General features: G+C 63.0%; 29 protein-coding genes. 18 read left to right on the top strand and 11 right to left on the bottom strand.

Annotation, left to right across the window (positions count from 1 at the left end; translation table 11 throughout):
• Positions 1 to 15 precede the first annotated feature (15 nt).
• Positions 16 to 1299: a glycoside hydrolase family 27 protein gene (locus QFZ40_RS19520; protein WP_306906446.1), complete on the top strand. Its 1284-nt coding sequence runs from the start codon at positions 16 to 18 to the stop codon at positions 1297 to 1299.
• Between the two features lie 67 nt (positions 1300 to 1366).
• Here QFZ40_RS19520 and QFZ40_RS19515 read toward each other — a convergent pair whose 3' ends face one another.
• Entirely contained in the window at positions 1367 to 2236 is an 870-nt protein-coding gene (locus QFZ40_RS19515) for a pentapeptide repeat-containing protein (protein WP_306906445.1), read from the bottom strand.
• 376 nt (positions 2237 to 2612) lie between these two features.
• The gene (locus QFZ40_RS19510) at positions 2613 to 3911 is read right to left on the bottom strand and encodes a Y-family DNA polymerase (protein WP_306907004.1); all 1299 of its coding nucleotides are present in this window, start codon (positions 3909 to 3911) and stop codon (positions 2613 to 2615) included.
• Positions 3912 to 4043: 132 nt separating this feature from the next.
• Here QFZ40_RS19510 and QFZ40_RS19505 point away from each other — a divergent pair, with 132 nt between their 5' ends.
• The gene (locus tag QFZ40_RS19505; RefSeq protein ID WP_306906444.1) at positions 4044 to 4442 is read left to right on the top strand and encodes a GNAT family N-acetyltransferase; all 399 of its coding nucleotides are present in this window, start codon (positions 4044 to 4046) and stop codon (positions 4440 to 4442) included.
• A 40-nt stretch (positions 4443 to 4482) separates the two neighbouring features.
• On the opposite strand, the gene QFZ40_RS19500 is transcribed toward QFZ40_RS19505, so the two are convergent.
• The 4 genes from QFZ40_RS19500 to QFZ40_RS21765 form a co-directional block, all read right to left on the bottom strand.
• Positions 4483 to 4914 carry a LexA family protein gene (locus QFZ40_RS19500; protein ID WP_306906442.1) on the bottom strand — a complete coding sequence of 144 codons (432 nt, stop codon included), beginning with the start codon at positions 4912 to 4914 and terminating at the stop codon, positions 4483 to 4485.
• A 146-nt stretch (positions 4915 to 5060) separates the two neighbouring features.
• Entirely contained in the window at positions 5061 to 5324 is a 264-nt protein-coding gene (locus QFZ40_RS19495) for a hypothetical protein (protein ID WP_306906441.1), read from the bottom strand.
• A 35-nt stretch (positions 5325 to 5359) separates the two neighbouring features.
• Complete coding sequence (locus QFZ40_RS19490) at positions 5360 to 6214, bottom strand: serine hydrolase domain-containing protein (protein WP_306906439.1); 855 nt, start codon at positions 6212 to 6214, stop codon at positions 5360 to 5362.
• 326 nt (positions 6215 to 6540) lie between these two features.
• Positions 6541 to 6804 carry a hypothetical protein gene (locus QFZ40_RS21765; protein WP_444861242.1) on the bottom strand — a complete coding sequence of 88 codons (264 nt, stop codon included), beginning with the start codon at positions 6802 to 6804 and terminating at the stop codon, positions 6541 to 6543.
• On the opposite strand from QFZ40_RS21765, the gene QFZ40_RS19480 reads away from it, so the two are divergent.
• The 7 genes from QFZ40_RS19480 (at position 6745) to QFZ40_RS19450 (ending at position 12147) form a co-directional block, all read left to right on the top strand.
• Complete coding sequence (locus QFZ40_RS19480; protein WP_306907003.1) at positions 6745 to 7011, top strand: LysR substrate-binding domain-containing protein; 267 nt, start codon at positions 6745 to 6747, stop codon at positions 7009 to 7011. The two genes, QFZ40_RS21765 and QFZ40_RS19480, sit on opposite strands and share 60 nt — an antisense overlap.
• A 227-nt stretch (positions 7012 to 7238) precedes the next feature.
• Positions 7239 to 7586, top strand: coding sequence for a cupin domain-containing protein (locus QFZ40_RS19475; protein WP_306906436.1), 348 nt, complete (start codon positions 7239 to 7241; stop codon positions 7584 to 7586).
• A gap of 470 nt (positions 7587 to 8056) precedes the next feature.
• Positions 8057 to 9367 (top strand): MFS transporter, encoded by a 1311-nt coding sequence (locus tag QFZ40_RS19470; RefSeq protein WP_306906435.1) that lies wholly within the window; start codon positions 8057 to 8059, stop codon positions 9365 to 9367.
• Positions 9318 to 9701 carry an ArsR/SmtB family transcription factor gene (locus QFZ40_RS19465; RefSeq protein ID WP_306906433.1) on the top strand — a complete coding sequence of 128 codons (384 nt, stop codon included), beginning with the start codon at positions 9318 to 9320 and terminating at the stop codon, positions 9699 to 9701. Before QFZ40_RS19470 ends, QFZ40_RS19465 begins: the two co-directional genes overlap by 50 nt.
• 349 nt (positions 9702 to 10050) lie before the next feature.
• Positions 10051 to 10896 (top strand): alpha/beta hydrolase, encoded by an 846-nt coding sequence (locus tag QFZ40_RS19460; protein ID WP_306906431.1) that lies wholly within the window; start codon positions 10051 to 10053, stop codon positions 10894 to 10896.
• A 401-nt stretch (positions 10897 to 11297) separates the two neighbouring features.
• Positions 11298 to 11735 carry a helix-turn-helix transcriptional regulator gene (locus QFZ40_RS19455; RefSeq protein WP_306906430.1) on the top strand — a complete coding sequence of 146 codons (438 nt, stop codon included), beginning with the start codon at positions 11298 to 11300 and terminating at the stop codon, positions 11733 to 11735.
• Between the two features lie 10 nt (positions 11736 to 11745).
• The gene (locus QFZ40_RS19450) at positions 11746 to 12147 is read left to right on the top strand and encodes a VOC family protein (RefSeq protein WP_306906428.1); all 402 of its coding nucleotides are present in this window, start codon (positions 11746 to 11748) and stop codon (positions 12145 to 12147) included.
• 22 nt (positions 12148 to 12169) lie between these two features.
• Here the strand turns inward: QFZ40_RS19450 and QFZ40_RS19445 are convergent, their stop codons facing one another.
• The gene (locus QFZ40_RS19445; RefSeq protein WP_306906426.1) at positions 12170 to 12508 is read right to left on the bottom strand and encodes a hypothetical protein; all 339 of its coding nucleotides are present in this window, start codon (positions 12506 to 12508) and stop codon (positions 12170 to 12172) included.
• Between the two features lie 145 nt (positions 12509 to 12653).
• Between QFZ40_RS19445 and QFZ40_RS19440 the strand changes: the two genes are divergently transcribed.
• From QFZ40_RS19440 to QFZ40_RS19430, 3 genes are all read left to right on the top strand, one after another.
• The gene (locus tag QFZ40_RS19440; RefSeq protein ID WP_306906425.1) at positions 12654 to 13610 is read left to right on the top strand and encodes a phosphotransferase enzyme family protein; all 957 of its coding nucleotides are present in this window, start codon (positions 12654 to 12656) and stop codon (positions 13608 to 13610) included.
• Positions 13611 to 13870: 260 nt separating this feature from the next.
• Positions 13871 to 14323, top strand: a complete 453-nt coding sequence (locus QFZ40_RS19435; protein ID WP_306906423.1) for a hypothetical protein — start codon at positions 13871 to 13873, stop codon at positions 14321 to 14323.
• A gap of 76 nt (positions 14324 to 14399) precedes the next feature.
• Positions 14400 to 15353 (top strand): LysM peptidoglycan-binding domain-containing protein, encoded by a 954-nt coding sequence (locus QFZ40_RS19430; protein ID WP_306906421.1) that lies wholly within the window; start codon positions 14400 to 14402, stop codon positions 15351 to 15353.
• A gap of 26 nt (positions 15354 to 15379) precedes the next feature.
• Here the strand turns inward: QFZ40_RS19430 and QFZ40_RS19425 are convergent, their stop codons facing one another.
• Both QFZ40_RS19425 and QFZ40_RS19420 read right to left on the bottom strand, forming a co-directional pair.
• Complete coding sequence (locus QFZ40_RS19425) at positions 15380 to 16084, bottom strand: alpha/beta fold hydrolase (RefSeq protein WP_306906419.1); 705 nt, start codon at positions 16082 to 16084, stop codon at positions 15380 to 15382.
• A 126-nt stretch (positions 16085 to 16210) separates the two neighbouring features.
• Positions 16211 to 17665, bottom strand: a complete 1455-nt coding sequence (locus QFZ40_RS19420; RefSeq protein WP_306906417.1) for an arabinan endo-1,5-alpha-L-arabinosidase — start codon at positions 17663 to 17665, stop codon at positions 16211 to 16213.
• 310 nt (positions 17666 to 17975) lie between these two features.
• Between QFZ40_RS19420 and QFZ40_RS19415 the strand changes: the two genes are divergently transcribed.
• From QFZ40_RS19415 to QFZ40_RS19390, 6 genes are all read left to right on the top strand, one after another.
• The gene (locus QFZ40_RS19415; RefSeq protein WP_306906415.1) at positions 17976 to 19307 is read left to right on the top strand and encodes an ABC transporter substrate-binding protein; all 1332 of its coding nucleotides are present in this window, start codon (positions 17976 to 17978) and stop codon (positions 19305 to 19307) included.
• 139 nt (positions 19308 to 19446) lie between these two features.
• A complete protein-coding gene (locus QFZ40_RS19410; protein ID WP_306906414.1) occupies positions 19447 to 20346 on the top strand; it encodes a carbohydrate ABC transporter permease in 900 nt (299 codons plus the stop codon).
• 11 nt (positions 20347 to 20357) lie between these two features.
• Entirely contained in the window at positions 20358 to 21314 is a 957-nt protein-coding gene (locus QFZ40_RS19405) for a carbohydrate ABC transporter permease (protein WP_306906413.1), read from the top strand.
• Between the two features lie 3 nt (positions 21315 to 21317).
• Positions 21318 to 21974 (top strand): YesL family protein, encoded by a 657-nt coding sequence (locus tag QFZ40_RS19400; protein ID WP_306906412.1) that lies wholly within the window; start codon positions 21318 to 21320, stop codon positions 21972 to 21974.
• An 87-nt stretch (positions 21975 to 22061) separates the two neighbouring features.
• Positions 22062 to 23612: an arabinosylfuranosidase ArfA gene (gene arfA / locus QFZ40_RS19395; RefSeq protein ID WP_306906411.1), complete on the top strand. Its 1551-nt coding sequence runs from the start codon at positions 22062 to 22064 to the stop codon at positions 23610 to 23612.
• A gap of 15 nt (positions 23613 to 23627) precedes the next feature.
• Positions 23628 to 24659 carry an arabinan endo-1,5-alpha-L-arabinosidase gene (locus tag QFZ40_RS19390; RefSeq protein ID WP_306906410.1) on the top strand — a complete coding sequence of 344 codons (1032 nt, stop codon included), beginning with the start codon at positions 23628 to 23630 and terminating at the stop codon, positions 24657 to 24659.
• On the opposite strand, the gene QFZ40_RS19385 is transcribed toward QFZ40_RS19390, so the two are convergent.
• Together QFZ40_RS19385 and QFZ40_RS19380 are read right to left on the bottom strand one after the other, a co-directional pair.
• The gene (locus QFZ40_RS19385) at positions 24656 to 25675 is read right to left on the bottom strand and encodes a LacI family DNA-binding transcriptional regulator (RefSeq protein WP_306906408.1); all 1020 of its coding nucleotides are present in this window, start codon (positions 25673 to 25675) and stop codon (positions 24656 to 24658) included. The genes QFZ40_RS19390 and QFZ40_RS19385 overlap by 4 nt on opposite strands.
• 85 nt (positions 25676 to 25760) lie before the next feature.
• Positions 25761 to 26825 carry a LacI family DNA-binding transcriptional regulator gene (locus QFZ40_RS19380; protein ID WP_306906406.1) on the bottom strand — a complete coding sequence of 355 codons (1065 nt, stop codon included), beginning with the start codon at positions 26823 to 26825 and terminating at the stop codon, positions 25761 to 25763.
• Positions 26826 to 26933 lie beyond the last annotated feature (108 nt).

Genomic DNA, 26933 nt, shown 5'->3' with positions numbered 1-26933 from the left:
TTGTAAATTTACCCGATGACATTCGCCATGACACCGCCGATGGGCTGGAACAGCTGGGACTGCTACGGGACCACGGTCACGGAGGAGGAGGTGCTGGCCAACGCCTCTTTCATGGCAGAACACCTCCTGCCTTACGGCTGGGACACCGTAGTGGTGGATATCCAGTGGTACGAACCCGCGGCGCGGGCAGGCGGCTACAACGACGGCGCGGCGCTGGAACTGGACGGCTTCGGCCGGCAGTTGCCTGCCATCAACAGGTTCCCCTCGGCTGCGGGCGGCGCGGGGTTTGGCCCCCTCGCCGAGCGCGTTCACGCCCTCGGCCTCAAGTTCGGACTGCACATCATGCGTGGCATTCCGCGCCAGGCAGTCAGGGACAGGCTGCCGGTAGAAGGCACAGACTTCACAGCGGATCAGATCGCCGACCAGTCGTCCGTCTGTGATTGGAACACCGACAACTTCGGGCTGGACCATCAGCATCCCGCCGCCCGGGCCTATTACGACTCCCAGCTCCGGCTCTTTGCGGAATGGGGCGTGGACTTCGTCAAGGCCGATGACATGCTGGGTCCCTATTTCGCGGACGAGATCGCAGCCTACCGGCAGGCGATTTCCAACTCCGGGCGCGACATCGTGCTCAGCCTGTCACCGGGCCGCGCGCTCTCCCTCGGGCATCTGGACCACCTCCGCCACAATGCCCAGATGTGGCGCGTTTCCGACGACCTCTGGGATGTGTGGGAGGACGTGGAGGCGCAGTTCGCACGGATGGCCCGCTGGGCTCCCCACCAGCAGGCGGGCGCCTGGGCTGACGCCGACATGCTCCCCGTCGGGCGGATCGCCTTGAGGGCCGAACGCGGCACCGCCCGGCTGAGCCGGCTGACCATGGATGAGCAGCGGACCATGATGACGCTGTGGTGCGTCTCGCGTTCGCCGCTGATGCTCGGCTGCGACCTGCCGTCGTCGCCACCGGAAACGCTTCCGCTCCTGACTAACCGCGACTTGCTCGACGTACTCAACGCAAGCCGCAACAACCGTGAATTGCTGCGCGAAGGGGACCTGGTGGTCTGGGGGGCGCAGAGTACGACGTCGGAGGACCGTTTTGTCGCGGTGTTCAATACCGGGCCGGCTGACCTGGTCCGGACACTTCCGGTGGGAGACCTGGGAGTGCCTAACGGTTTCGCTCGCCGGGTACGGGAGGCCTGGAGCGGGGATGAGCCCGCAATCGGCCTCCAGGACGGCCTGCCCGCCCTCGAAGTGAAGCTCCCCGCGCACGGTGCCCAGCTGTACCGCTTTCCCGGCGAGTAGGCGCGAACGTCCAGTTGGCGCCGCTGCTGGCCCAACTGAACGTTCCCGCAGTGCTTCCCGCCCGCCCTTACTCCTCCTTCCAGTGCTGTGGCACGGACAGTCCCGGCGGCAGGAGCGTCCCGCTGCTGCCCCGGGCGGAGTTGATTTGTGGCTGGGTGACGAAGAGTGCGGCAGACAGGTCCGCGCCGTCGAGCTGTGCATCCCGAAGGTCCGCGCCCAGCAGGTCCGCCGCGGAGAGGTCACTGCCACGGAGATCGACGGCGATGAGGCAGGATCCGCGCAAGTCCGCTCCGCACAGCTTGCGGGCGCTGAGGTTCGCTCCGGCCAGATCGGCGCCGGGCTTGAGGGCGGCACCCGCCTGGTCGGCGCCTTCCGCGAAGTAGCCTCCGCGGACTTCCTCACTAACATCCATGAGTATCGTCCTGACCCTTGAGTGGATGGTGTCCACGTCGCAGGCGAGCAGCCCGGACAGGGGACCGCGGACAAGGTCCCCGATAACCAACTGCAGCTCGTTCGCCTCCTGGGCGATGTCGGCGTCTAACGTCTTTTCCTGCGTCTCGGCCAGGTGCCACAGCAACTCGTGTAGCTGCCGCATGACTTTGAATGCGGCGAACATGTCCACCCGGGAGTCTGGCGCGTCACGCCAGCTGATGCCTCCGAAAAGCTGCTGGGAAACCGCCTGTCCGGCCCCGAAGCAGTCAAACACGGTGCAGCCGCGGAACCCCCTGGGACGCAGCCGGTCGTGGATGGTGCAGGAAAAGTCCTGGTCCAGGTTCTTACAGGGGCTGCCCGCAGGTTTGTCGATGGCGAAGTCTGCCGAGCGTGAGAAGCCGAAGGCCGTGCAGCACAGCGCAAAGCAGTTGCTGCAGTCAGGGCGAAGGGTCTCCCGATCAGGGGCCGGGCTTGTCCCCGTCCGGGGTATAGCGGTGGTGTCCAAGGGTTCTCCCAAAGATGGTTCCGATGAGTGTGCGGGGAGAGGGGGAACTCCTTCAGGAGTTCCCCTTGAGGGCACGCGGAATCACCACTCCTGACTGAAATTCAGGAGTGAAGGCATGGAAAAGAAAGCCAGCGGAGCGGGAGGCAGCTGCGGCGGGATGGCTGGGTCACGAAGAAGATTGAAGAGTCACTGGGATTGAGAATACTCCCGCGGCGTCCCGTTGTCAGAACTGGTTTGACGCCAGGCCGCTCCATAAGGGGCGAGTTCGTGCCGTGGGTGTGGTGACCTCCAATCCCGGCTCCGCGAATCGACGCTCGAACCGCATCTCAAGGGCCAAAGCCCGCAGCAGAATCAAACTTCCTGCGGCTCCGGGCTATCACGCGGCTTTGACCAGGGGGAGCTCATCCCAGTGGGTGGTGTAGCGCGGGGATCGCATGCCGCGCTTCATGCTCCAGTCCGGTCCGCCGCGGATCCCTGCATAGCCAAGCCCGATGGAGCCGCGGCCGTAGCGGCGGGCGATATCTTCCATGAGCGGTCCGATGTTGCGTTCCTCGTGCGGGTTTTCGAATAGTTCCAGGGGTTTTTGGTTTCCGGTGGGCCGCAGGTCCGTAACCATGATCCCGGCACGGGCATACTTCACGCCTTCGTGGATGGCGGGCAGCAGGGCATGGGCTGCCTTGGTCAGGATGACCGGGTCGGCTGTGGGCATGGGAAGGGGGACACAGACGGAAGGGTAGGAGGTGTCCCGCTGGTTGTAATGGGACGTGCCGGCGAAAGCCGTGAGGACCTTGGCCTGGAGGTGGTGTTTGGCGAGCCGCGCGCTGGCCTGCTGGCCGTAGACGCTCAGGACCTGGCGCAATTCGGCGGCGGTGGTGATAGGGGTGGAGAACGAACGCGAGAAGATCAGCTGATCCCGGCCAACGCGTTCCTCCTCCATGGGGATGCAGGGCGTGCCCTGCAGTTCCAGGACAGTCCGCATGAGCACGACCGAAAATTTGTCCCGGATCCGCACCGGATCTGCCCGGCTGAGGTCCAGCACGGAGTGGATACCTATCGCATCCAGGCGCTTGGTAAGGCGCGTGGCCACTCCCCAGAGTTCGACGACGGACAGGCCCGCCATGAGTGCCTCCCGCCGGTCTGCGGGAACCGAGTCCCAGCGGCAGACGCCGTCGAACGTGCTGTTGTGCTTGGCCCACTTGTTCGCCAGCTTTGCCAGTGTCTTGGTCCGGGCAATCCCCACACAGACGGGGACTCCCACATTTCTGGCGGCCGCCGTCTTCATGTCCCTGCCCAGCTGGAGCAGCTCGGCGGGGGAGCCTTTGACCCCGAGGAAAGCCTCGTCGATGCTGTAGACCTCCACCCACGCGGAGTACCGGCCCAGGAGTTCCATCACCCGAGCACTGATGTCCCCATAGAGCTCGTAATTGCTGGAGCGTGCAATCAGCCCCCATTCCCTCGCCCGGGGCGCGATCTTGAACCACGGCTCCCCAACCCCGATGCCGAGGCGCTTGGCTTCGGGAGAACGTGTGACCGCACAGCCGTCGTTGTTGGACAATACAACCAGTGGCTTACCCTCCAGGGACGGATCAAATACGCGCTCCACACTGGCGTAAAAACAGTTCACGTCCACGAGGGCGATTTCCTGCATCTGCCGCATCAGCGCCGGCTTAGACATCGGACCGGCCGCCGCTCTCGGTATGGTTTTGACCATGGATATCCCTGTGACAGTTCGGCAAGCTCATGCCGGTGATGCTGCAGAGATGGCCCGCGTAAACGTGAGGTCGTGGCGTAGACGTACCGCGGGGTGATGGCGGACCGCGTCCTCGACGACCTGGAATTGCCCGCCGTCCGGGAGCGGTTCTGGACCACCGTACTCAGTGACGAGCGCTATCGCGCGAACCGCGTTGCTGTGGCGGAACGTGACGGCGAGCTGATCGGGATCGCCATGGCGGGGCCCCCGCAGGCCTTCGAGTTGCAGTGGGACACGCACCTTTATGTTCTGTACGTCGTCGCGGCTGAGCACGGGACAGGCGCCGGGGCCGCCCTGCTCGATGCCGTCGTCGACCCGCACGATTCGGTGGCGCTCTGGGTGGCCGATCCGAATCCCAGGGCGCAGGCGTTCTACCGCAAGCACGGGTTTGTAGCCGACGGGACCGTGGCTGTGTACGACGGCGTGCGCGAGATCCGCATGGTGCGTCTCCTCTGAACGTGCGCCCTCACGCTGACGCTGGATGCAATGCCGGATGCTAGACATGGTGCAGGCAGGTGGTGGCCACGCCCCAGATGGTCAGCTCGCTGAGGCCGGGTACGCAGATGTCCGGGTACCGAGGGTTTTCTGCCTGCAGCACGACCCCGGTGGCAGTGATCCGCAGCCGCTTGACGGTGAGTTCGCCGTCCAGGACGGCGATGACCACGGAGCCGTCCCTGGGTTCCAGTGCCCGGTTGACGATGAGTTCATCGCCGTCGCTGATTCCTGCCCGTTCCATCGAGTCGCCGGTGACGCGGACAACGAAGGTGCTGGTGATGTCCTTGATGAGGTGTTCATTCAGGTCGATGCGGCCGTCAAAGTAGTCCTGGGCGGGCGACGGGTAGCCGGCGGCAACCGCAACGGGCGAAACCAGCACCAGCCGCAGGGAGAGGCCCGCATTTATCACACGGGGACCGATAACAACGCCCACAACACACCCTTATTCGAATATATGTTCGATTCTTTGAGTGTACAGGGTGGCGGCGACAATGCGCCGAAGTTGCGCAATTGCATCAGATGCATGATGGCTACACCTCGAGGCAACTTGGGGGACCGGGAGACAAGCCGGAAGGGGGCCTAGCAGGTTCTGTCGAGTGCCTCTTGTGCCGCGCCGATGATGTCCAGGGCAAAGGGGTTGCTGGACATGTGGGCCGCGATGTTGAACGGCCCGGGCGGATAAGTGAGCATCATTGCGACCTGGCGCTTGCCATCGGCACTGATCATGGCGATGGTCCCGTATCCGGCCCAGTCCCCGCTATGACCGTAGTAGAAGTCATTGGTACAGGAATCGCTCCACCGGTAAAGTCCGGCCCCGTAGAAGCCGTTTCCGGATGCTTGCATATCGTCGACTGTTTCGGGCTTGAGGAGCCTGCCGCTCAAAAGTGCGGAGTAGAGGTGTTCAAGTCGCCCACGGTGGAGACGACGCCACCTGCCGCGTTGCCAATGAGCTCGCCGGGGTTGGTGACATCCACTTTGTCGTCGTCGATGGTGATGTAGCCATGGATCATGGACTCCGGGGCAGGCCCCGGGGTGATGAGCCGGGTGCCGGTTAGCCCCAGCGCTTCCATGATGTCGGTATGCAGGACGTGGCCGAGGCTTCTGCCCCTAAGGTGCTCAACGATGAGGCCAAGGGCTATGTAGCCTGAGTTGGAGTACTCAAAACCCTGGGCAGGATTCGGCTTCCACGGCAATCTGGCGGCCAGGGCCAGGTGCTCTTCGAGCGAGAGCGGGGTGGTCAGCGCCTCCCGCAGCGGTTTCCCGGCGAAGAGCGCTTGGTCGTAGGTGGGAATGCCGGACTCGTGCCTTAGCAATTGTCCTATCGTGACGGGTTGCGGCGGATGCATTAGAGTTTCGAACTCCGCGAGGTGCCGTCCGACCGGATCATCGAGTTTGAGCGTGCCCTCTTCGACCAGCTTCAAAACGGACACGGCCACCATGGATTTGGTGACACTGCCGATTTCGAACTGATCAGTGATCTGCGCCTTGGCCTGACTCTCAAGGCTTCGTACCCCGCTGGCCAGCGACCATACCTCACCGTTGACCCTGGCTTGAATGAGGACAGCCGGCGCCCCGATATCGAGCATTCGCTTGCTGAACCGCTCAAGAACTGCAACGAAAGAGCCCTCTGAAGGAGTGGCCGGTGCCGGTGGCCGCGGTTCCTGGGTACAGCCGCTGAGCAGGGCACTCAGGACGAAGGCGACAACGATGGCAGCGCTTGGGAAAGAGGTCACCTGAATACGCGTGCCCGGCATCTGATCACGCTCCTGCCTGGAGGTGGACAACCGGACGTCCAGGAGCCGGCCGCCAATATTAAACCGATGCTCCTCAGGGCCTGGCATCGCGTCAAGAGCAAAAGCGCAAGCCCATCAGAGCGATACCGGTAACCCCTTCATTCAGTGTGCAGAGTTGGTCTCACAAGAACGGGTTGCACGCCAATGGGGGCAGGGCGGTTTCTCACAAACGTCGCAACAGGTCTGAGTTGAACCAAACAGGTGAGGCGTTGCTTCGAACGCTAGTCAAGGCCATTGTCTAGTTTTTTTGAACAGATTTCCCGTTCCTAGAGCCATACTGAGGCGGCTAGGAACTGGGGAAAGTCGGTGTCAGCGGTGAGCAAACGCCTTGCCGCGCTCGAATCGCGGCTGGGCGTACCACTGGTCCGGCGCAGCACCCGTCGGCTGACCTCATCGAAGAAGGGCAGCTCTATGCGACAGGCGCCTTGACCATCCTGCAGCAGAAAACTGATCTCGAAGAAGCGTTGTCTATGCAGCACGGTGAGCTCAAGGGGCGCATTACTGTGCATTCCAGCCTGCGGATTGGCCATAAGCACACTGCTCCTCTGCTGGGGGAGTTCGTCGGGCAGCATCCGTTCATCCAGATAGACCTGGAGCTTTCTCCGCTGCCTTTGAACATCTTGGGGACGAGTTTTGACATCGCCATTCGGGTCGGAGGGCTTTCTGACTCCCGACTCAAGGCTAAACTCCTGGCACGGAACCGTCGGATTGTGTGCGCGGGGCCCAGCTACTTTTGACGGTGCCCCCCGCTGCAGAGCATCAGGGACCTGGAACGGCACAACTGCATCGTCCTGCGTTAAAACAACGGGGACTACTCGCTGTGGCGTTTTGGCGAGAAGGAGCAGGTTTACGTCGTTGTAAATGACAGCATGATTAGCGACGACGGGGATGTGGTGTGCGATGGACGCCCACTGATCAATCAAGTAGGATTGTCAACAATTCACAACCCAGTGGAAGGAAAATCATGCGTCCATACGTATTCGTCCCTGCAGCTAAGATTCAGGGCGAGCTCGAGCCTAACGGACACCGCGCCGGCTATGACTCAGGTGACCCCAAGACGGCAATCCTGAAGTTCGACACCGCCGTCAAGACCGGCGTCTGGGAGTGCCAGCCCGGGGGCTGGAACATCACCCCCCGGGAGGATACCGAGGTGTGCTACATCGTGAGCGGCCGCGTGACCGTCACGGATGGCGACACCGGCAACGTCTATGAGGTCTCTGCCGGCGACGTTGTCGTGCAGCCCAAGGGCTGGTCGGGCCGCTGGGAGGTCACTGAGACCATCCGCAAGGTCTACTGCCACGGCTTCGACTGATCGTCGTCTGACGTAACGCTAGGAGCGGGCCGTACCCTCATAGAGGGTGCGGCCCGCTCGTCTCTCTGGCACAGCAGCGTGATCAAATCGCGTCATAGGCCAGAGTCGCTTACACGTTCTACCCCGACTAGTCAGACGAGGCGGGGACATCCTTGTCAACCCACATCTTGCGGACGGTTTCGTGGATATTCCATGTGCCTCCCAGCCAGCGGGCATTGCCAGCAGAGTACCCGGATCAATTTCAAAGCTCGCGCCGTCCGCTTCAGTGATGGTGGCGGATCCACAAGCTGTGGACGCCGTCGAGGAAGTAGAAGAAACAGCAAGACTGTTCTTCCTCCTCCAGGGTCACGCGACGCGGCCTCTCCAACCCGCCCAGGTCGCCCGACTCGCTTGACAGCTGACATCCCCAGGGGGATAACATGTGCAGAAGCATGCACTTATGCACCTAAGCGCCAAAAGGGGTCTTTTCGTTGCTGTCGGTTTTGGGAAATCGGACGTACCGGCGGCTGTTTGCCGCCCAGGCCGTGGCGTTGGTGGGAACGGGCCTGCTCACAGTGGCGTTGGGCCTGCTGGCATTCGACCTGGCAGGCAGTAATGCCGGTGCTGTGATGGGAACGGCATTGACCATCAAGATGCTCTCCTATGTCGGGTTGGCACCTGTGATCACGGCTTTGGTGGCGCGCTTGCCGAAGAAGCCGGTCCTTATTGGCGCTGACCTGATCCGGGCGGCGATGGCTCTTTGCCTGCCTTTCATTTCGGAGACATGGCAGATCTACGTGGTGATCTTCGTGCTGCAATCCGCGTCGGCGACCTTCACGCCCGCGTTCCAGTCCATCATTCCGGCAGTCCTGAAGGACGAGCGTGACTACACGCATGCCCTGTCGTTGTCCCGGCTGGCATATGACATGGAGGCACTGGTCAGTCCGGCCGCGGCTGCCTTGCTGCTGACTGTCCTCAGTTACAACAACCTGTTCCTCGGCACTGTCGCTGGGTTTATGTTCTCCGCATTTATGGTGGTCATCACAGCGCTGCCTGCCAGTTCGGCGGCAGCCGCTCCAGCAACATCCTTGTGGCACCGGACCACTCTGGGGGCACGGATTTTCTGGCGCAACCGGCACCTGCGCTCGCTGTTGGCCCTGAACCTGGTGGTTGCGGCCCCGACAGCGCTGATACTGGTGAACACAGTGGTGTACGTCCGCGACGTTCTCAAGCGGCCGGACACCGATCTGGCCCTCGCGCTGGCCTGCTTCGGCGTCGGGTCAATGATCGTGGCCGTGGGGGCACCGCGGTTGCTGGACCGTTTCGGGGACCGCGCAGTGATGCTCACGGGCGCCGTAGTCATTCCGGTGGTGATGCTCGGCGCCACAGCCGTGACGTTCTTGGGGCTGTCCGGTGCCGGGTGGTGGATGCTGTTGACCCTGTGGTTCCTCCTGGGTGCAGGTAATTCGACCATTCTGACGCCTTCGGCACGGCTGCTTCGCGATGCCTCCACCGAAGAGACCAGACCCTACGTGTTCACGGCCCAGTTTTCCCTCTCGCACGCCTGCTATATCCTCACCTATCCCCTGGCCGGCTGGGCCGGCGCCATTATGGGTTTGTCCCCTGCTGCGTTCGCCCTGACAATTGTTGCAATGATAGGTAGCGCAGGTGCCTTCCTGTCCTGGCCCCGGAACACTACGCCGGCGGTCCTGAATATCCTGAACCGTGACCCGGGAAGCGAGGAACAAGCCGTTGACCAGCCAGCCGCAGAGCGTGCCGGGCGTCGCGCAGAGCCCCGCTGAACCGTCGTTCGTCCACCCGGTCACGCCCGGACCGGAACTGCTCGAGAGCGCCACCTCCACGCTGAGGATGCTGGCGGAACCGACCCGCCTGCACCTGCTTTGGCAGCTCGCCGAAGGGCCCAAGACCGTCACCGAACTTACCGCCGCGGCCGGCGTGCCCCGCACAGTGGCCAGCCAGCACCTGGCCAAGCTGCGGCTTAGCGGACTGGTGGACACCCGCAAAGACGGCCGCCATGTGATCTATTCCCTCCATGACGGGCACCTGGTCAGGCTGATCCGCGAAACGATCAACCACGCCGACCACCGGATCACCGGCGAACCATCCCACGAGTAAGTAGCTATCCTGCGTCGCCGCACGCCATCTGGGTCAGGGCCTTGCTTACCCGGGAGCCACGCTAATCGGTTCCCCTCCCGGGCCGTTGGAACGACGTCCTTGTCTAATAGGGACACGGACATTTGCCAGCCGCGTGGTCCTGCGCCACTACTCGAATACCGATAGGTTGACCTCATGAAACGCGGACGCGGTATGTCGAGTGACCATCGTCGCGCCCAGATCCGAGCCCGGGCGTGACCGATCCTAGCGCTGGCACCAACTTCTACCGGGGCAGCGACGTTGTCTGGCTCGCGGACCTCATTCCAACCGAATTCATCCGGATACTTGAGACCGGTTGAGGTAGCCAGAGTTGAACCTGCGCCACGAATCCCTGGTTGTTTCCCGACGGCGGCTGCTGGGCCTCGGAACCGGCACCGCAGTTGCCGCTGCGCTCGCTGCGTGCACCGACTGGGCAGCCCCCGGTCATACTCCGCCGATAGACATCCGGACCGGCAGTTTCACGTCCAAGTTCCGGCCGCAGGTACCAACAGGCTGGTCTGTGGCCGTGCCAGGCTCCGCGGATGACAACCCGTCCCCGCCGCCCGTGGCCCTTTTCCTGCACGGCGCGGGGGCCGACAACCGTATGGTGTTCGACGACCTGCATGCGGATCGTGTCCTCGCCCAGCACCTTGCCCGCGGAGGAACGCCCTTTGCCATCGCTGCTGTTGACGGAGGCAACACCTGGTGGCACCGCCGCGCCGCCGGCACAGACACGCAATCCATGGTCATGGAAGAATTCCTTCCATTGCTTGCAGACCAGGGGCTGGATACGGGCAGGATTGCAGTGTTCGGGCTCTCGATGGGTGGATTCGGCGCCCTGCTACTCGCGGCCCAGCACCGCATCCCTGGTCTCCGTGCCGTCGCAGCCATGAGTCCAGCAATCTGGAGCCTATACGACGCCGGCCGGTCGGATAATTTTGACGATGCGGAGGATTTCGCGGCCCACGATATTTTCGCCCTGCGGCCGGAGCTGGAGTCGCTGCCGAAGAGGATTGACTGCGGTAAGGGCGACAACCTGCTTTTCAGTGTGCAGGACTATGTGAAGGACCTCCCGGGCGAACACGAGGGAGGCTTCCAGGACGGCGGGCATGACAGCGGCTACTGGAGTTCCATCCTGCCCGATGTCCTGTCGTTCCTAGGCAGGCACCTGGCCTGACCAACGCCGGGGCGAATGGCAGGCTTACCCTCCTGAACGGTCAGCCCGCCGCTCCTGACCGTCACAGGGGTCCAAGCGGACTCCATGTGACGGGCAGGAATCAGTGGCTTCGTCATTTGGCAGCCGTCCTGGCCGCCAGGGGATCGGGGACGATATTTCTTGTGGACGATGTAGATCGCGCCTGTCGAGACATCCTCTTCGAGCGCTTCGAGCGTCCGTCCACGGGTTTCTGGGGGGCGGCTGGCGCCGCTGCCCTCGACCGCCTAGCCTCCCCGGGCGCGCCGATTGTGGACGAAAGAAGAGAGCCGCGCCTCATCGTCAGGGACTCCACCGCCCGGGCGATGACCTTTTCGTGTTGGTTGGCCGTTAGCGAGCCGTCCGTCAACAACTAGAATGGCCGCATGACACCGCAGGAGTTGGCCAACCTCGCCCACCTCCGCCGGGCCCGGGACCTGATCGACCGCAACTACGCCCGGCCTCTCGATGTGCCCACCATGGCTGCCGGTGCGCTGATGTCCCCAGCGCACTTCTCCCGCCAGTTCAAGGCGGCATACGGTGAGACGCCCTACAACTACCTCATGACGCGGCGGATCGAACGTGCGATGGCGCTGCTGCGGGCGGGCGCCAGCGTGACGGACGCCTGCATGGAGGTCGGCTGTACGTCGCTTGGCTCGTTCAGCTCCCGCTTCACCGAGATCGTGGGCCTGACCCCGAGCGCCTACAGGGCTCGGGAACACGAAGCGGTGAAAGCCATGCCGTCCTGCATCGCCCGCCAGCACACGCGGCCCCCGCGCAATCCGAGCAGGATTGAAGAAGCGCCCCCGCGGCCACTGCAATAGCGTGTGAGGCATGAACATTTCACTTCAGTATGCACAGATCACCGTCAACGACCTCGATGAGTCGCTCAAGTTCTACCGCGACGTCCTCGGCCTGGAAGTGCGCAACGACGTCGGCTCCGACGGACAGCGCTGGGTCACCCTCGGCAGCGCGGCCCAGCCTGATCTCGAGTTCGTGCTGTCCGTCCCGCACGCCGGCCGCTCGCAGGAAGACGGTGACGCGCTTCAGCAGCTGCTAACCAAGGGCGTCCTGCCCATCCTCGTGTTCCGCACCGACGATCTGGACGCCACCTTCGAGGCCGTCCGCGCTTCGGGCGCGGAGGTCCTTCAGGAACCCATCGTCCAGCCCTGGGGCCCGCGCGACTGCGCCTTCCGTGACCCTTCCGGCAACATGGTCCGCTTCAATCAGGCATGACAGACCTTTCGCTGACGCCGAACTAAGGCCTCCGGCCGAAGCCCGGCACGCAGCTAGGGTGGGATTCATGACCTTGGAAAGCGGTGTGCCGGAGGACTTTCGCTTGGTCTTCCTGCGGGATCAGATCGGGCTCCTGCCGGTCGAGGGCTTCCCTGACGTTGCCGCGGATCTGCTTGTCCGAGGCTGCGACAGTCCTGCCCTCAGGAAACTTGCCGGACATCCGCGCAACGATCCGCACGGGGCGCGGGATCTTTGGCTGATAGCGCGGGAGGAACTTGGCATCCCGCATCAAGATGATGCCGAGGCTCGGTGGTGGCCGTCGCCAGAAAAGTCCTTGATGGGCGGGATGGGAATGGGGCATTGTCAGTCCTTACACCCAGGCAAAAGCCGAGGAGATTATCTCGACGCTGGAAACCCGAGTCTCGCAAGCGACGTAAATGCAACCCGGGAGCGACACGATCCGGAACGTGGGAACTCATCAATTCCTGGCTAGTACACTTTCGAGGATGTTTCCACCTGGGTTATCGATGCTATGGGAATCGGCTGATCCGCTGGGCGTGCTGAAGGAAAGGTTTGGCCTGGCCAGCTTCGACGAGGCGGCCGGATGGCTTACCAGCGTCCTGGGCCAAGCCTGGGCACTGGATGTTCAGGCCTGCGAGCGGATCCTCATCAGCGGCGACAACGCCATCGCCTGGATTCGTACGAACCGGGGAACCTTGGTTGCCAAGTGGTCCAGAGACCAGGACCAGTTCGTAAAATTTGCCGCAACCGCGGATCTGCAGCACGCACTGCATAGGCAAGGGGTGCCAGTTGCGCCCCCGATGGCCTCACTTAATGGTCAGTACCGAGTCATCATCGATTCCTTGTCCATCACCGTGCAACCGCATATCCAGGGCGGACTCCTTGACACTACTGAGCATTACGCAGTCCGAGGGGCCGGCGTCTGTCTGGCCCGCTTGCACAATGCTTTGGCGACTCAGGGGGACAGCCGGCTGACTGCATTAGGCCGCCTCACAGGTAGATCCCTGGATCTGCGGCACCGGATCGAGACGTGGCTGCACCATGATGACCCTGGGATGGTGCCTGCCGCCTCCGCGAGACTAAGGGACAGGCTGACTGCGCTGCCTCCGATCGACAGTGAGCCGCAGTTGGTTCACAACGACTACCGGGCATCCAACATACTCACCTCGGGTTCCGAGATTCTCGCAGTTCTGGACTTCGACGAGGTCGCCGTGGACTACTGCGTCAGCGACCTGGCGAACACATTCGTAGTACTCGGGACCCGCTTCACTAAGTGGCAGCCGACGCCCGAGAGGGTCCGTGACATTTTCCTCCAGGGATACGAGTCAGTGCGGCCGCTCACCGCGCTCGAACGCCGTTGGCTGCACGTGCTTGTGCTGCTGCGGGGGATCCAGGCCATCCCGCCCGGTGATGACCCGGCAGGATGGGCAAACGCCGTGTAAGCCATTGAGCGCGGGACCCGGAACGCACAGGTTGCTCCAAGGTTTCGGGCTTATCCTCCGGTTTAGTTGCTTTGGTCAACTGGCTCTTAAATTGCCTGGAGCAATTCATATAGGGGAGACATTATGGGTTTGTATTTCCAACGACAGGCCCGCATTAAGCCGGTTTGGGCGCCCAGGAACTTTCAAGGAACCGCATGAAATCCAGGGCAAAATCTCTGGCGCTTGCCGGCGTCGGCACTTTAACGGCTTTACTCGTTGGCATGACCGTTTTTACTGCTTCTGCAGCAACCGAAAAGCCGGTGCCTGGAGACGTCATCCGTCCATCCCAGCACACTTCGCCTTCCCCGCTTGATGTCCCGTCCGCAACCGGCGCACCCGAGATCCGCTGCTACTTCCGGGCTGATGTGACCACGACCTATCCTGCCCCGAATGCGCCGGGCATCACCATGCCGCCCTACCTGCTCACGGGAACAGAGGACGTCCCGGGCACGGACAGCCACCAGACCCCTGATCCGGTAAGCCTCTGCGCACGACTCTGGGACCGGAACTCCATGAACCCCGGAGGAATCACCAATGACCTGATTCCCGCAGGCTTTCAGCAACCTGGGAATGAGCTCCGTCGGCAAAACAATGGGATAGGTCGGCCGGAAGTCGGTTCATCAGTGAAGCGGAAGAGTGGCATTCTTTTGGGGGTTGGCAATGGCCAGATCTAGAAAATTCTTAAAATATGGGAACGGCGGACCCAAGGGCTGGACCCTTGCAATACTCGCCATCTTGCTGTCTGCAGGAATGGCGGGATGCACATACAGCGGACAGCCAGACGAACAGGCGGCTCCGACGTCCACCGCAACAACAACCGGGACGGCGGCTGCTGGAAAGCCGTCACCGGCCGGGCCCACCGTTACCGATTCCTTCGGCAATGTGGACTTCTACACCACTGTCCCCGGTGACACTCCTGCCTTAGTGGCTGACTCCTTCCACATCTCGGAGGCAAAACTGGCTGAATTCAACATGCTGCAGCCCGGAAACCCGCTGGCGCCAAATACGAAGCTTCGACTGATCCCCGTATCCGGTCCGATGATAGGAGCGAAGGGGACCGCTACGATCGACGCGAATGGCATCCCTACTGACTACGTGATTGTCCCCGGCGATACTCTCGCCGGGATCACGTACCGGTTCGGACTCACGAACGAGCAGCTTGCGGAAGCGAACAAGGTTCCGTATGTGTACGAGAAGGGCAACACCTACTTCATTCGCACCGGGAGCCACATCCAGTTGCAGAAAAATCCGATCGACAGCAGGTCCGGTAGCGGAACGTCGGTCAATAACTCATTCGGGCAGACCATCTTCTACACAACAGTCGACGGCGATTCCTTCGACAGCCTCGGCTATAAGTTCCGATCCACCACCGCCCAGCTGCTGCTCTACAACCCGGCGCTGAGTGCGGACAAGCCCATCCCCGCCGGCACCAGGGTGAGGCTGATGCCAGGGGAGATGAAAATCGAGGCCGCCCAGGGTACCTTCACCGCCGACGCCGACGGGATCCCGCTCACCTACACCACGGCGCCGGGAGACACCGAGCGCCAGGTAGCGTTCCGTTTCAGCGTGACCGACCTGAGGTCAGCCAACCGCCCGCTCACCGGCAACGGCGGAAGCTGGTACGAAATGGCCGACATGCCGTCGGGGGAATTCGTGCCGGGCCAAACCATAAGCCTTGCCCTGAACAAACCCATTAACAAGTAGGCCTCCCACGGCAGGGCAAGCTGCCGTCAGTTAGTGCGGTCCACAGCCCTGAGGATGGCCTGGCCCAGCTCGGCGGGTTTGGTGAACTGGGGCCAGTGTCCGGTGGGCAGGTCCATGAACTCCACGTCGTGGATACGTCCCAGCTCCGCAACGAATGGATGGCCTGAGTCCATCCATTCCTGGAGCAGAGAGGACGGAAACTGGCAGGCAATCACTGTCGCGGGGACCGTGTACCGGCGCTCGTCGTGAAGGTGTTGCCTGTCATAGGCCACGCCCTTCGGCTCCGGTACGGCCCGGGCCCGGAACGCGGCGCGAAGCCCGTCGTCGAGATCCACAAGGTCTGCGTCCTCGAACCCTTCCCACGGCGGAAGCGGCACTTCATCTCCGTCGGCGCGAAGCTCATCATTGATGACGCCACCCTCGCCCAGGGGACCACTGTCCACGTAGATGGCCCGTGCCACGCGATCAGGCCGGGCGTCAACTGCACCGTGGATGATGGCGCCGCCGCCGGAGTGGCCCACCAGGACCACCTTGCCTTCGAGGGCGTCCACCGCCTCCACGACGGCGTTGATGTGCTCCTTCAGGCCGATGCCGGACCGCGCTGCGTCGGCAGATTCGAGGCCGGGAAGAGTGATCGGATGAGGCCGGTGTCCGGCCGCCGCCAACGGTGGTGTGACCTCCGCCCATGACGAAGCGTCCAACCAGAACCCGGGTACAAGGATGATGTCCATGGCGGCACCCTACCGGGCGCCGGCCGGTGTGTTAAGACCGGCACGGTTCGCCAGCGCAGGAAGCGCCGTCAGTCGAAGGTCACCACTTCCGCTCCCGGGACTGAACCCGGAACGTGTGCTGCGACGCTACTTCACGGAGAGTCCGACGGCGTCCGTGGTCACCTTGCCGTGGGCGTTCTGAAACACGGCACGGACCATCAGCCCGTCCTGCTCCGTGGACACAACCCCGAACTGCAGAGTCGAACTGTAGGTGCCTTCGTCCGTCCGCTTTGTCACCGGCTGGGCCGCCACCACCTGCCAGCTGGCTCCGCCGTCGGACGAGGTCTCCCAGACAGCCACAGGTCCTGGCGTTCCGGTAGCGGTGGCACTGAACGCCGCCTTCTTCCCCGCATCCGTGGCGAGGGCCTTCGGCTGCTTCTGGACCGCCGGTCGCTCCACTGTCTGGTCAAAGGCGGGCCAGCCATCCACCCAGTCGATCTTCTGCACGCCCAGGGTGGGGAAGTAGGGGATGTCCTGGTTGGACCCGTCGTAGTAGTGGAAGGCCATGTAATCGCCAAAGACCGACTGGCCCCCTGGGCCGGTGATGGCGCCGTGGGAATCGAATACCACTGAACCGCCGCCGCCGAACATGTCACGCCCGTCCTTGTCCAGGTACGGTCCCTTCACGGACGTGGAACGGCCCACGGCCACCTTGTAGGTGGAATCAGCCCCACGGCAGCAGGAATCGAAGGAGACGAAGAGGTAGTAGTAACCGCCATGCTTGGTGATGTACGGGGCCTCGATGGGATTGCCCGGCATAAAGCGGTCAGCGATGTTCACGGTCTTGGATTGCCAGCCCTCCACCGGCTTACCCGTGGGCCATTCCATGGGCACCAGGAAAATCCCGTACCAGAACGAGCCGATGGCCATATACGGGGTGCCGTCCGCGTCCTCGATGATGCCGGCGTCGATCGCGTTGAACGTTTTGCCCGGGTTGGCGGGATCCAGCCCTGAAGCCGGTGACGACACCACCAGGCCCTGATCCACCCACTCATAGTCCGGATCAGTTGGATCCAGCGTGGTGTTGGTTGCCAGCGCGGTCAGGGAGTTGTTGCCGCCAAATCGCGACGCCGAGTAGTACAGATAGTAGGTTCCGTCGTGTTCGGTGATTTCCGGCGCCCAGAGGTTGCCGGGCAGCTCGCCGTCAGAGAAGTGCTCATCGATCCAGGCAGGAATACGGTCCCACACTGTCCCCGTGTATCCCCACGTGGTCCCGTGGTCATGGGACGACCAGATTTGTATGGTGCCGCCATTCTCGCGGTTGAGGAGCCCGGTGGAGTAGACGTACCAGGTGCCGTCGGTATCGATGATCAGGGCGGGATCGTGGATGGGGGAGGTCTGGCCCACCACAGTCTTCCCGCCCGGTGGGTCAGCTTGCAGCTTCTGGACTCCGGCGGGCTTCTGGACTTCGGCCAATTTCTGGTCGCTGGCTTGTTTCTGGTTATTGGCCGCGGCGGGGGGCAGCACTGCTGCCGTCAGGGCAAGGGTGAAAACCGCTGCCAATCCCAAGGCGCGCGGGGCCCATGGACGTGACTTCGTCATCACGTGGTCCTTCCGAAAAGTTGGTGGGGGAATTGACGTGAGCGCCGGAGGATGCGTCCGGACAGTCACCTTCTTGCAACGTTGTAATGAAATATGGCATGGGGCGCCAGCTGCGTCAAGGGACAAGGCCTGTGGGCCGAAAAACAAAACCGGGCGCCATCTTGACGATGGCAGGTCGCTTATGTGAAAGTTTCTTACAACGTTGCAAAACTCGGCTCCGGATGCCCGTCCGCCACCCACGGACGGCGGCGCTGACCATTTACCCAGCACGAAGTTTTGATCACTCCACCCAACCCGGAAGGACCACGTGATGACGAAGTCACGTCCCATGGCCGCTGCCTTGGCGCTCTTTACAGCAGCTGGCCTGATGCTCGGCGGATGCTCCGCCCCCACCGGTGGGGACACCGGCGAAAAGAAGCTGACCTTCATGTTCCGTGGAGGTGAGGATGAGAAGAAGGCGTATGAAAAGGCGGTTGCCCAGTTTGAAGCTGACAACCACGTGGACGTGGACATCATCGTCACCACCGCCGACCAGTACGCCACGAAGCTGAAGGCCGCGATAGCCGGCAAGCAGGTCCCGGATGTCTTCTACATCGGCCCGGGCGACGTCCAGGCCTACGTGCAGAACGGCATCGTCAAGGACATCACCGACTACGTGGAAAAGTCCGACGCCATAGACCTGGACAACATCTGGGAATACGGTGTTGACAGCTACCGGTACGACGGAAAGCGCGTGGGCCAGGGCGCCATCTATGCCCTGCCCAAGGACGTTGGACCGTTCTCCTTCGGCTACAACAAGACCATGCTGGAAAAGGCCGGCATCCCGTTGCCCGACAAGGACAAGCCCTACACTTTCGATGAATTCGTGGCTGCCGCCAAGAAGCTCACCGCCGACACCAACGGGGACGGCACCCTGGACCAGTGGGGCACAGGCCTGAACGTGCAGTGGAACCTGCAGCCGTTTGTCTGGTCCAACGGTGGTGACTGGCTCAACAAGGACCGCACGAAGGTCACGGTGGATACCCCGGAGTTCGCCGAGGCGCTCCAATGGTTCGCGGACCTGCAGAACGTCCACGGGGTCACACCTTCCGTGGCCGAGGCGCAGACCCTGGATACCTATCAGCGGTGGATGAAGGGCGAAATCGGGTTCTTCCCGATCGCCCCCTGGGACCTTTCGACCTATCAGAAGCTGGACTTTGACTGGGACGTCATCCCCTACCCGGCCGGCAAGACGGGCAAGGCCGCCACCTGGACCGGAACGCTGGGCATCGCGGTGTCCGAGAGCACCAAACTGCCGGAGGACGCCGTGAAGCTGGTGGAGTACCTCACGGCCAACAAGGAAGCCCAGCAGAGCCTGGTTGACGCCGGGATCCAGATTCCGAACCTGAAGGACATGGCCGAAACCTGGGCTGCTGATACCACTACCAAGCCCGCCAACAAGGCCGAATTCCTGCAGATCGTCAAGGACTACGGCCGCGCACTCCCCGGCGGCAACACTTTCAACGCCGAGTGGTACGACGAACTCTTCACCAACATCCAGCCGGTCCTGGACGGCAAGCAGACCGCTGCCGACTACCTCAAGGAAGCGCAGCCCAGGATGCAGGAGTTCCTGGACGCCGCCAACCAGCAGGCCGGCACCTAGGCTCCACGAGGGCGCGCCTAAAGCACGCCCGGCCCTAAAGGCCCAACCTGCCAGGTGCCGCGGCTCCACCGGAGTGCAGCCGCGGCACCTTCTCCACCCTGCCCCAGCCCCGCCGTCACGAAACAAAGAGGATCCAGCGATGTCCACCATCACTCGCCGCTCGCGGCTACACCGGAAGGAACACCAGGCCGCGCTTGTCTTTGTTGCCATACCGGTGACCGGGTTCCTCCTCTTTACGCTCTTCCCCCTGCTCTTCTCCGTCTACGCGTCCTTCACGAACTGGAACGGCATCTCCGCGCCGGTGTTCAAGGGCCTGGACAACTACACCAAGATGTTCGGCGACCGGTACTTCCTGAAGTCGCTGTGGAACACGCTGTACATGATGATCGGTATTCCTCTCGGACTGGTCATTTCGCTGGCGCTGGCCCTGGCCATGAACCGCAAGATGCGCGGGACCACGTTTTTCCGCACGGTGTACTACCTGCCAGTGATCTCCTCCATCGCCGCGGTGGCCATCCTGTGGCAGTGGGCCTTCAACGGCGATTTCGGCCTCATCAACCAAGGCCTGGGATTGCTGGGAATCGACGGTCCAAACTGGCTGCAGGACACCGCCACGGTGAAGCCGGCGCTGATCATCATGGCCGTGTGGAAGGGGCTGGGATATTCAATGTTGCTCTACCTGGCAGCCCTTCAGTCGGTTCCCCGCTACCTCTATGAGGCCGCCGCCCTGGACGGCGCCTCGGCCTGGCAGCAGTTCCGGCACATCACCATTCCCATGGTGCGGCCGGTGACGTTCTTCCTTATTGTCACCAGCATCATCGGCGGCTCGCAGATCTTCGTGGAAATCAACATCATGACCCCCACGGGCGGGCCCGAATTCGAGTCAGCTTCCATCGTCTGGTACATCTGGCAAAAGGCGTTCGACAACCTCCAGATGGGCTACGCCTCCGCCATGTCAGTTGTCCTCGGTCTGCTGGTGTTCACCATTACCTTCATCCAATTCCGGCTCAACCGCCGCAACCAGTTTTCGATCGATTGAGGCAGGCAGGCATGTCCGCACAGAACGTTATGACCAGCCCTCCTTTGGAACCCACCGGGATCATCCCCGGCCGGGAGCCGGGAGCCGGGCGCGGCAGAAACCGGCGCCGGGGAAGCACCGGCCAGCGGTCGGCCAAGGGCGGCCTCAGGCTTGGCAACATCCTGACAACGCTCATCCTCTCCGCCGGGGCCGTGATCATGGTCGCCCCGCTGGCCTGGACCTTCTCCACGTCCCTGAAGACCAAGGACGGGGTCTTCGAGCTTCCGCCGCAGTGGATTCCGGACCCGTTCGTCTGGGAGAACTACGCCCGGATCTGGGCGGCCGGCCCCCTGCTCAGCGGCATCCAGAACAGCCTGATCGTGGCCTGCTCGGTCACCATCGTCGGATCGCTGACCTCGGCGCTGGCGGCATTCGCGTTCGCCAAGATGCGAATGCCCTTCAAGAACGTCCTGTTTTTGGGACTGCTCTCCGGCCTGATGATCCCGTTCCCCACGCTGATGATTCCGCAGTTCACCATCTTCGCCAGCATCGGCTGGGTGGATACCCTGCTGCCGCTGATCGTCCCGGGCCTCTTCGGCAACATCATCATGATCTTCTTCCTGCGCCAGTTCCTGAACAGCGTCCCGGACTCCATCGTGGAAGCGGCAAGGATCGACGGCGCGTCCTACCTCCAGATCTTCTGGACCCTGATCATGCCGGCCATCCGCCCTGCGCTGGCCGCCCAGTTCATCCTCTGGTTCATGGCCGTCTGGAACGACTACCTGGCACCCATCATCTACCTGAACTCCCCGGCCACGCAGACGCTCCAACTGGTCATCGCCAACTTCAACGCCCAGTACGCCATCCAGACCGACTACCCCCTGATCATGGCAGCGTCATTCATCGCGTTGCTGCCCGTGCTGATCGTCTTCATCGTCTTCCAGCGCCAAATCATTGAGTCGATCGCCCTTTCGGGATCCAAGGGCTGAACCGTGCCCAGCACTGACAACCTGGGATGGGCCGGGCGAGCGATGGAGTGGCTGGCTTTCGCCACCCGGCTGGTCCTGGTCAACGTTCTCTTTGGTGCCGGCACCCTGGCCGGCCTGGTGATCTTCGGAATGTTCCCGGCGGCCGTTGCGGCCACGACTGTCCTGGCCAGGCTTCGGACCGGCGCTGCAGGCGAACACCTGGTGCGCGATTTCGTCACGGTATACCGCTCACAGTTTTGGCACGTCAACCGGGTGGGCAGCATCTTCTGGCTTGCCGGCGTCGTGCTCTTCCTTAACTTCCTGACCGTGCTGGTACCGGCGGGTACCCCGGAACTGTCCTCGCCTGTCCCTTCCGTGCTGCTCGTGATCGCGGCGCTCGCCGGCCTGGGCACGATGGCAGCTGCCGCGACGGCTGTTGCCGTGTGCAGCCGCTACCGGGACTCTGTCATCAGGACCTGGCGTACGGCTTTCGTGCTCCCGCTGGTCTCGCCCGTCATGACCCTTTCGTTGCTGATCAGCCTGGTGGCCTTCGCCGTCATCTTCTCGGGGATAGGCGTCCTGGTGCCCCTCGTTGGGGCATCCGTTCCGCTGCTGCTTTCCGGCTGGCTCGTGGGACACCGGCTCGCCGGACTTGAAGCCGCAGAACCAGCCTTCGCCTGAACCGTCCAGCCTCCTTGAGTAAACCTCCCTTTTGCAACCCCACGACCTCCGCCCCATCTACAACGTTATACAGAACAGGAAGAATCCATGACCATCACCTCCGACGCCACTGAACAGGCCGATCTGGCTGTTGTGGCACCAACCACCATCACCGTTGACCGGACTGCTGTTGTTGCCCCGGTGAACCGCCGCATCTTCGGCTCCTTCGTGGAGCACCTGGGCCGCTGCGTCTATGACGGGATCTACGAGCCCGGCCACGCCACCGCCAACCAGGACGGGTTCCGGCGGGACGTCATCGAACTCGTCAAGGAGCTCGGATCAAGCACCATCCGTTACCCCGGCGGCAACTTCGTCTCCGGGTACCGCTGGGAGGACGGCGTGGGCCCCCGCGACCAGCGGCCGGTCCGGCGTGACCTCGCATGGCACTCGTTGGAATCCAACCAGGTGGGCCTGGACGAGTTCGCCCGCTGGTGTAAGCTCACCGGCTCCGAGCTGATGATGGCCGTCAACCTTGGCACCCGCGGCATCGAAGCCGCCTTGGATCTGCTGGACTACGCCAACCACCCGTCCGGCACCACACTCAGCGAGCGGCGCATCGCCAACGGCGCCAAGGACCCGTACAACATCCGGATGTGGTGCCTCGGCAACGAGATGGACGGTCCCTGGCAGATCGGCCACATGTCCGCGGACAGCTACGGAAAGCTCGCGGCACGCACCGCATCCGCCATGAAGACCGCGGACAGGAACCTGGAGCTGGTGGTCTGTGGCTCGTCCAGTTCCTCCATGCCCACGTTCGGCGAATGGGAGCGCGTGGTCCTCGAGCACACCTACGAGCACGTTGACTACATCTCGTGCCACGCCTACTACCAGGAGCGCAACGGCGACCTTGGGTCCTACCTGGCGTCCTCGCTGGACATGCAGTACTTCATCGAAACCGTGGTGGCCACTGCGGACCACGTCAAGCACAAGCTGAAGAGCAAGAAGACCATCCAACTGTCCTTTGATGAGTGGAACATCTGGTACCTGGATGAGTTCCAGGCATCCGGCCAGGTCAACGACGAATGGGTGCACGCGCCCCGGCAGCTGGAGGACGTCTACTCCGTGGCCGACGCTGTGGTGTTGGGCAACCTGCTGATCACGCTGCTCAAGAACCACGACCGTGTGGCCGCCGCCTCCCTCGCGCAGCTGGTCAACGTCATTGCGCCCATCATGACCGAACCCGGCGGCGACGCCTGGCGGCAGACCACGTTCTTCCCGTTCTCGGTCACCTCCCGCCTGGCCCGCGGTGAAGTTCTGCGTCCGAGAATCGAAGCAGGAACCTACGCGACAGCGGTCTATGGCGAAGCGCCGCTGGTGGACGCCGTGGCAACCGCGGACGCCGCCACCGGCCAGTCGGCTCTCTTCCTGGTGAACCGCAGCCAGACCGAGGCGATCGACGTGACCATCAATGTCTCGGAACTCCATGCGAAGGTCATCGCCGAGGCCGTGACCCTTCACGATGAGGACGTCTACGCCAAGAACACCTTGCAGGACCAGAACCGCGTGGGCCTGAAGCAGCTCACCGGGGCCGTCCTGGAGGAGGGCACGCTCACCCTGACCCTGCCGCCGGTGTCCTGGTCCGCCGTCGCGCTCGGCTGACCCATGCTGCAGACCATGCCCAGCACTCCAGCGCGCCGCCGCCCCCGGATGCGGCTGGCCGCGGCGGTGGCCGTCGTCGTCCTGATGATGAGCGGCTGCGCCGGATCGGCAGGCCCACTCGCTGAGGGGATGCCGGCCGGTGACCTGACCGGGGACTTTTTCACGCACGATCCTGCCCTCGTGGCCGGGAAGGACGGCGAACCCTGGTTTGTCTACTCCACGGGCAACGGTGATGTGGCCGACGGAAACATCCAGATCCGGCGTTCCACGGATGGACACAACTGGGAATATGCCGGCGAGGTTTGGAAGCAGAAGCCGGCCTGGCTTACCGCAGCGGTCCCCGGCGTGCACAACCTGTGGGCGCCGGAATTGTATGAGCATGACGGCACGTGGTACCTGTACTACTCGGCCTCCACGTTCGGCAAGAACCTGTCCGTGATTGCGCTGGCCACCAACACCGCCCTCGATCCCGCGGATCCTGCCTATGAATGGGTGGATCGCGGGCAGGTGATTTCGTCCAAGGGGGAGAGGTTCAACGCCATCGATCCGGGCATTGCCGAGGATGAGAACGGGACGCCGTGGATGACGTTCGGCTCCTTCTGGACGGGTATCCAACTCGTGCAGCTCCAATGGCCCACAGGGCTGCGCGCAGATAATGCCGAGCCGCTGCGCCTCGCCGACCGGAAGGCCCCGCCCAACGCCATCGAGGCGCCTTACATCCTGCCGCACGACGGCGCCTACTATTTGTTCTTCTCACGCGACTTTTGCTGCCGCGGACTGGAGAGCACCTACAACATCGCGGTGGGTAAAGCCGACAGGATCACCGGCCCATACCTGGACGCCGACGGCAAGGCGCTGCTCGACGGCGGGGGGACGCCGGTACTGGCTTCCGACGGCGGCCGGACCGGTCCCGGTGGGCAGTCCGTCTCCGGCGACACACTGGCGTTCCACTACTACGCGGAAGAACTCGACGGCGGCTTCCGGCTGGGACTCCTGCACCTGGAGTGGAAGGATGGCTGGCCCACGGCCAGCTGGGGCCGGAACTAACCGGGACTGGAGCCCACCGTCGATTCGCGCGGCACAACGTGGAAGGCTGCTTCAATTTCCCGGGGCGGGCCGCCGTCCGGATTCTTGATCCGCTCCATGAGCATCCGGACGGCCGTCTCGGCGATTTCGATCCGACCGGGGTCGACAGTGCTCAGGGTGGGCAGCGTGTAGCGGGTTTCGTCCAGGTCGTCGAAGCCGATCACGGCGACGTCGTCCGGGACCCGGAAGCCGGCTTCCTGCAGGACGCGCACGGAGCCCTGGGCCAGGGTGTCATTGAGCCCGAAGACGGCGTCAAAGGTGGCGCCGCGGTCCAGCAGATCGTGCATGGCGGCCGCACCGTTGGAACGGTGCCAGTCCCGGAGGTAGGCAACTATGCTGTCGTCGTACGGGATGTTCCGCGCGTCAAGTGCCTCACGGTAGCCCCGCAACCGAAGCCCCGCCGAGCCGATGATTTCCCCTTTATGGGCGCCCACCACGGCGATCCGCTTCCGGCCGAGGTCCAGCAGGTGCTCGGTGGCGGCACGTGCAGCTGTGACGTTCTGCATCGTTACGTGGTCTGAATTGCTGCCGAAGATCCGCTCTCCGAGCAGGACGATGGGCACGTCGGCTTTGATCAGGTCAACGTCGTCCTGGCCTAGTTCAAGGGGGCTGAAGATCAGGCCGTCGGACATTTTGAGCCTCGGGCTGGACATGACTTCGAGTTCGCGGGCGCGGTCGGCGCCGGTCTGCTCAATGAGCACCACCAGGCCGTGTTTGGCGGCGGTTTCGATCACGGCGTCGGCCAGCTCAGCGAAGTAGGGCAGACTCAGCTGGGGAAGGGCCAGGGTGATGGCCCCGGTGTGCCCGGAGCGCAGGCTGCGGGCAGTCAGATTGGGCCTGTACCCCAGGGCCTTGATGGCATCTTCAACCTTGGCACGGGTGGTGTCCCGGACATGGGGGTGGTTGTTGATGACATTTGAAACGGTCTTGAAGGATACGCCTGCGACCCGTGCCACGTCATGAAGAGTCGCTGCCATCCCGCATCCCTCCGGTAAGTTTCAGGCCGAATGGGCCCTTTGGGAAACATTACAACGTTGCATGGCCATTCAGGTAGCTGGGCGGTCAGGCCTTGAGGGGGCCGCCCGCAGCATCCTCGCGGTTCGCCAGGCTTCCGTCCAGTCCCGCCGTAGATTCCCGCGGGACCAGCCGCACCGGCAGCTTGTGGAGGCCAGGACGCGTCACGCCGGCAATGGCAACTGCAAGCTCTCCGGCGACTGCCCGGCCCATGTGCTCGAGGTTCATGTCGATGGTTGTCAGCGGCGGGCGCGATGTGGTGCTGAACAGCTCCCAGTCATCGAAACCCACGACCCCGACATCGTGGGGGACGGAGCGCCCTTCTTCCCTCAGGGCGTCGACCACGCCGCGGGCGATCTGGTCACTGCCGCAGAAGATCCCGTCGAAGTCGAGGCGGGCATTCAACAACGCACGGACCCCCTGACGTCCCCAGGATTCACTCCAGTCGCCGTACAGGACCTCCCCCGAGACGAAGCCCAGGCCATGGCTTTGCAAAGCCGCGTGGGCTGCGGAGCTCCGTTCCTGCGCTGCCTCGAAACGCGGCTCGCCGTTGATCATCGCTATTTTCCTGCGCCCGCGGGCCACCAAATGGTCGATGGCCAGAGTGGCGCCCATGGCGTTGTCAGGGGTAAAGGAGCAGTCGGTTGCCAGGACGGAGGGCGTATAGGCGTATACGACAGGTACCGGGACATGTTCGGAGAGGGAAGGGCGTGCGTTGGCATCATCGCCGAGGACAATGATGCCGTCCACGCGTTTGGCAATCAGGGTCTGCAGCAGGAACCGTTCCCGCACCAGGTCTTTGCGGGCGTCGCTGATGATGACAGAAGTGGACCCAGCCCCGAAGGCCTCCTCGACGCCCATCAGGATGGGCAGGACAAAGCGGCTGGAGAGGTCGGCCGTCAGTACCCCGATAGTCCCGGTGACCGGGAAGTTGAGGGCCTGGGCGAACGGATTCGGTGAGAACTTCAGCTTTTCGGCTGCATCAAGGACCCTTTGGCGCGTGTTTTTGTTGACATGGTTCCGGCCATTCAGGGCCTTCGACGCCGTGGCGACAGACACGCCAGCGGCCAGGGCAACGTCCGTCAGGACCGGCCTCTTTTCCGCCTTCGTCATGGATTCCCCTCCCCGAGCAAGTATTCCTTAACCAAGGATACCGAAAAATTTTCCGAAACTTGGCCAAACGCGCTCGTCTTCCACCACAGAACCGTTGACATAGGCGAG

The sequence above is a fragment of the Arthrobacter pascens genome (assembly GCF_030816475.1).
Lineage (GTDB): Bacteria > Actinomycetota > Actinomycetes > Actinomycetales > Micrococcaceae > Arthrobacter > Arthrobacter pascens_B.
This window is presented reverse-complemented; position numbering and strand designations above follow the sequence as displayed.

Coding starts and splice junctions, on each gene's coding strand:
- QFZ40_RS19520 (WP_306906446.1), top strand. CDS start 16: ATGACATTCGCCATGACACCGCCGATGGGCTGGAACAGCTGGGACTGC.
- QFZ40_RS19510 (WP_306907004.1), bottom strand. CDS start 3,911: ATGTCTAAGCCGGCGCTGATGCGGCAGATGCAGGAAATCGCCCTCGTG.
- QFZ40_RS19505 (WP_306906444.1), top strand. CDS start 4,044: ATGGCGGACCGCGTCCTCGACGACCTGGAATTGCCCGCCGTCCGGGAG.
- QFZ40_RS19495 (WP_306906441.1), bottom strand. CDS start 5,324: ATGCAAGCATCCGGAAACGGCTTCTACGGGGCCGGACTTTACCGGTGG.
- QFZ40_RS19480 (WP_306907003.1), top strand. CDS start 6,745: ATGCAGCACGGTGAGCTCAAGGGGCGCATTACTGTGCATTCCAGCCTG.
- QFZ40_RS21765 (WP_444861242.1), bottom strand. CDS start 6,804: ATGGCCAATCCGCAGGCTGGAATGCACAGTAATGCGCCCCTTGAGCTC.
- QFZ40_RS19475 (WP_306906436.1), top strand. CDS start 7,239: ATGCGTCCATACGTATTCGTCCCTGCAGCTAAGATTCAGGGCGAGCTC.
- QFZ40_RS19455 (WP_306906430.1), top strand. CDS start 11,298: ATGACACCGCAGGAGTTGGCCAACCTCGCCCACCTCCGCCGGGCCCGG.
- QFZ40_RS19450 (WP_306906428.1), top strand. CDS start 11,746: ATGAACATTTCACTTCAGTATGCACAGATCACCGTCAACGACCTCGAT.
- QFZ40_RS19445 (WP_306906426.1), bottom strand. CDS start 12,508: ATGCCCCATTCCCATCCCGCCCATCAAGGACTTTTCTGGCGACGGCCA.
- QFZ40_RS19440 (WP_306906425.1), top strand. CDS start 12,654: ATGTTTCCACCTGGGTTATCGATGCTATGGGAATCGGCTGATCCGCTG.
- QFZ40_RS19435 (WP_306906423.1), top strand. CDS start 13,871: ATGACCGTTTTTACTGCTTCTGCAGCAACCGAAAAGCCGGTGCCTGGA.
- QFZ40_RS19430 (WP_306906421.1), top strand. CDS start 14,400: ATGGCGGGATGCACATACAGCGGACAGCCAGACGAACAGGCGGCTCCG.
- QFZ40_RS19425 (WP_306906419.1), bottom strand. CDS start 16,084: ATGGACATCATCCTTGTACCCGGGTTCTGGTTGGACGCTTCGTCATGG.
- QFZ40_RS19420 (WP_306906417.1), bottom strand. CDS start 17,665: ATGACGAAGTCACGTCCATGGGCCCCGCGCGCCTTGGGATTGGCAGCG.
- QFZ40_RS19415 (WP_306906415.1), top strand. CDS start 17,976: ATGACGAAGTCACGTCCCATGGCCGCTGCCTTGGCGCTCTTTACAGCA.
- QFZ40_RS19410 (WP_306906414.1), top strand. CDS start 19,447: ATGTCCACCATCACTCGCCGCTCGCGGCTACACCGGAAGGAACACCAG.
- QFZ40_RS19405 (WP_306906413.1), top strand. CDS start 20,358: ATGTCCGCACAGAACGTTATGACCAGCCCTCCTTTGGAACCCACCGGG.
- arfA (WP_306906411.1), top strand. CDS start 22,062: ATGACCATCACCTCCGACGCCACTGAACAGGCCGATCTGGCTGTTGTG.
- QFZ40_RS19390 (WP_306906410.1), top strand. CDS start 23,628: ATGCCCAGCACTCCAGCGCGCCGCCGCCCCCGGATGCGGCTGGCCGCG.
- QFZ40_RS19385 (WP_306906408.1), bottom strand. CDS start 25,675: ATGGCAGCGACTCTTCATGACGTGGCACGGGTCGCAGGCGTATCCTTC.
- QFZ40_RS19380 (WP_306906406.1), bottom strand. CDS start 26,825: ATGACGAAGGCGGAAAAGAGGCCGGTCCTGACGGACGTTGCCCTGGCC.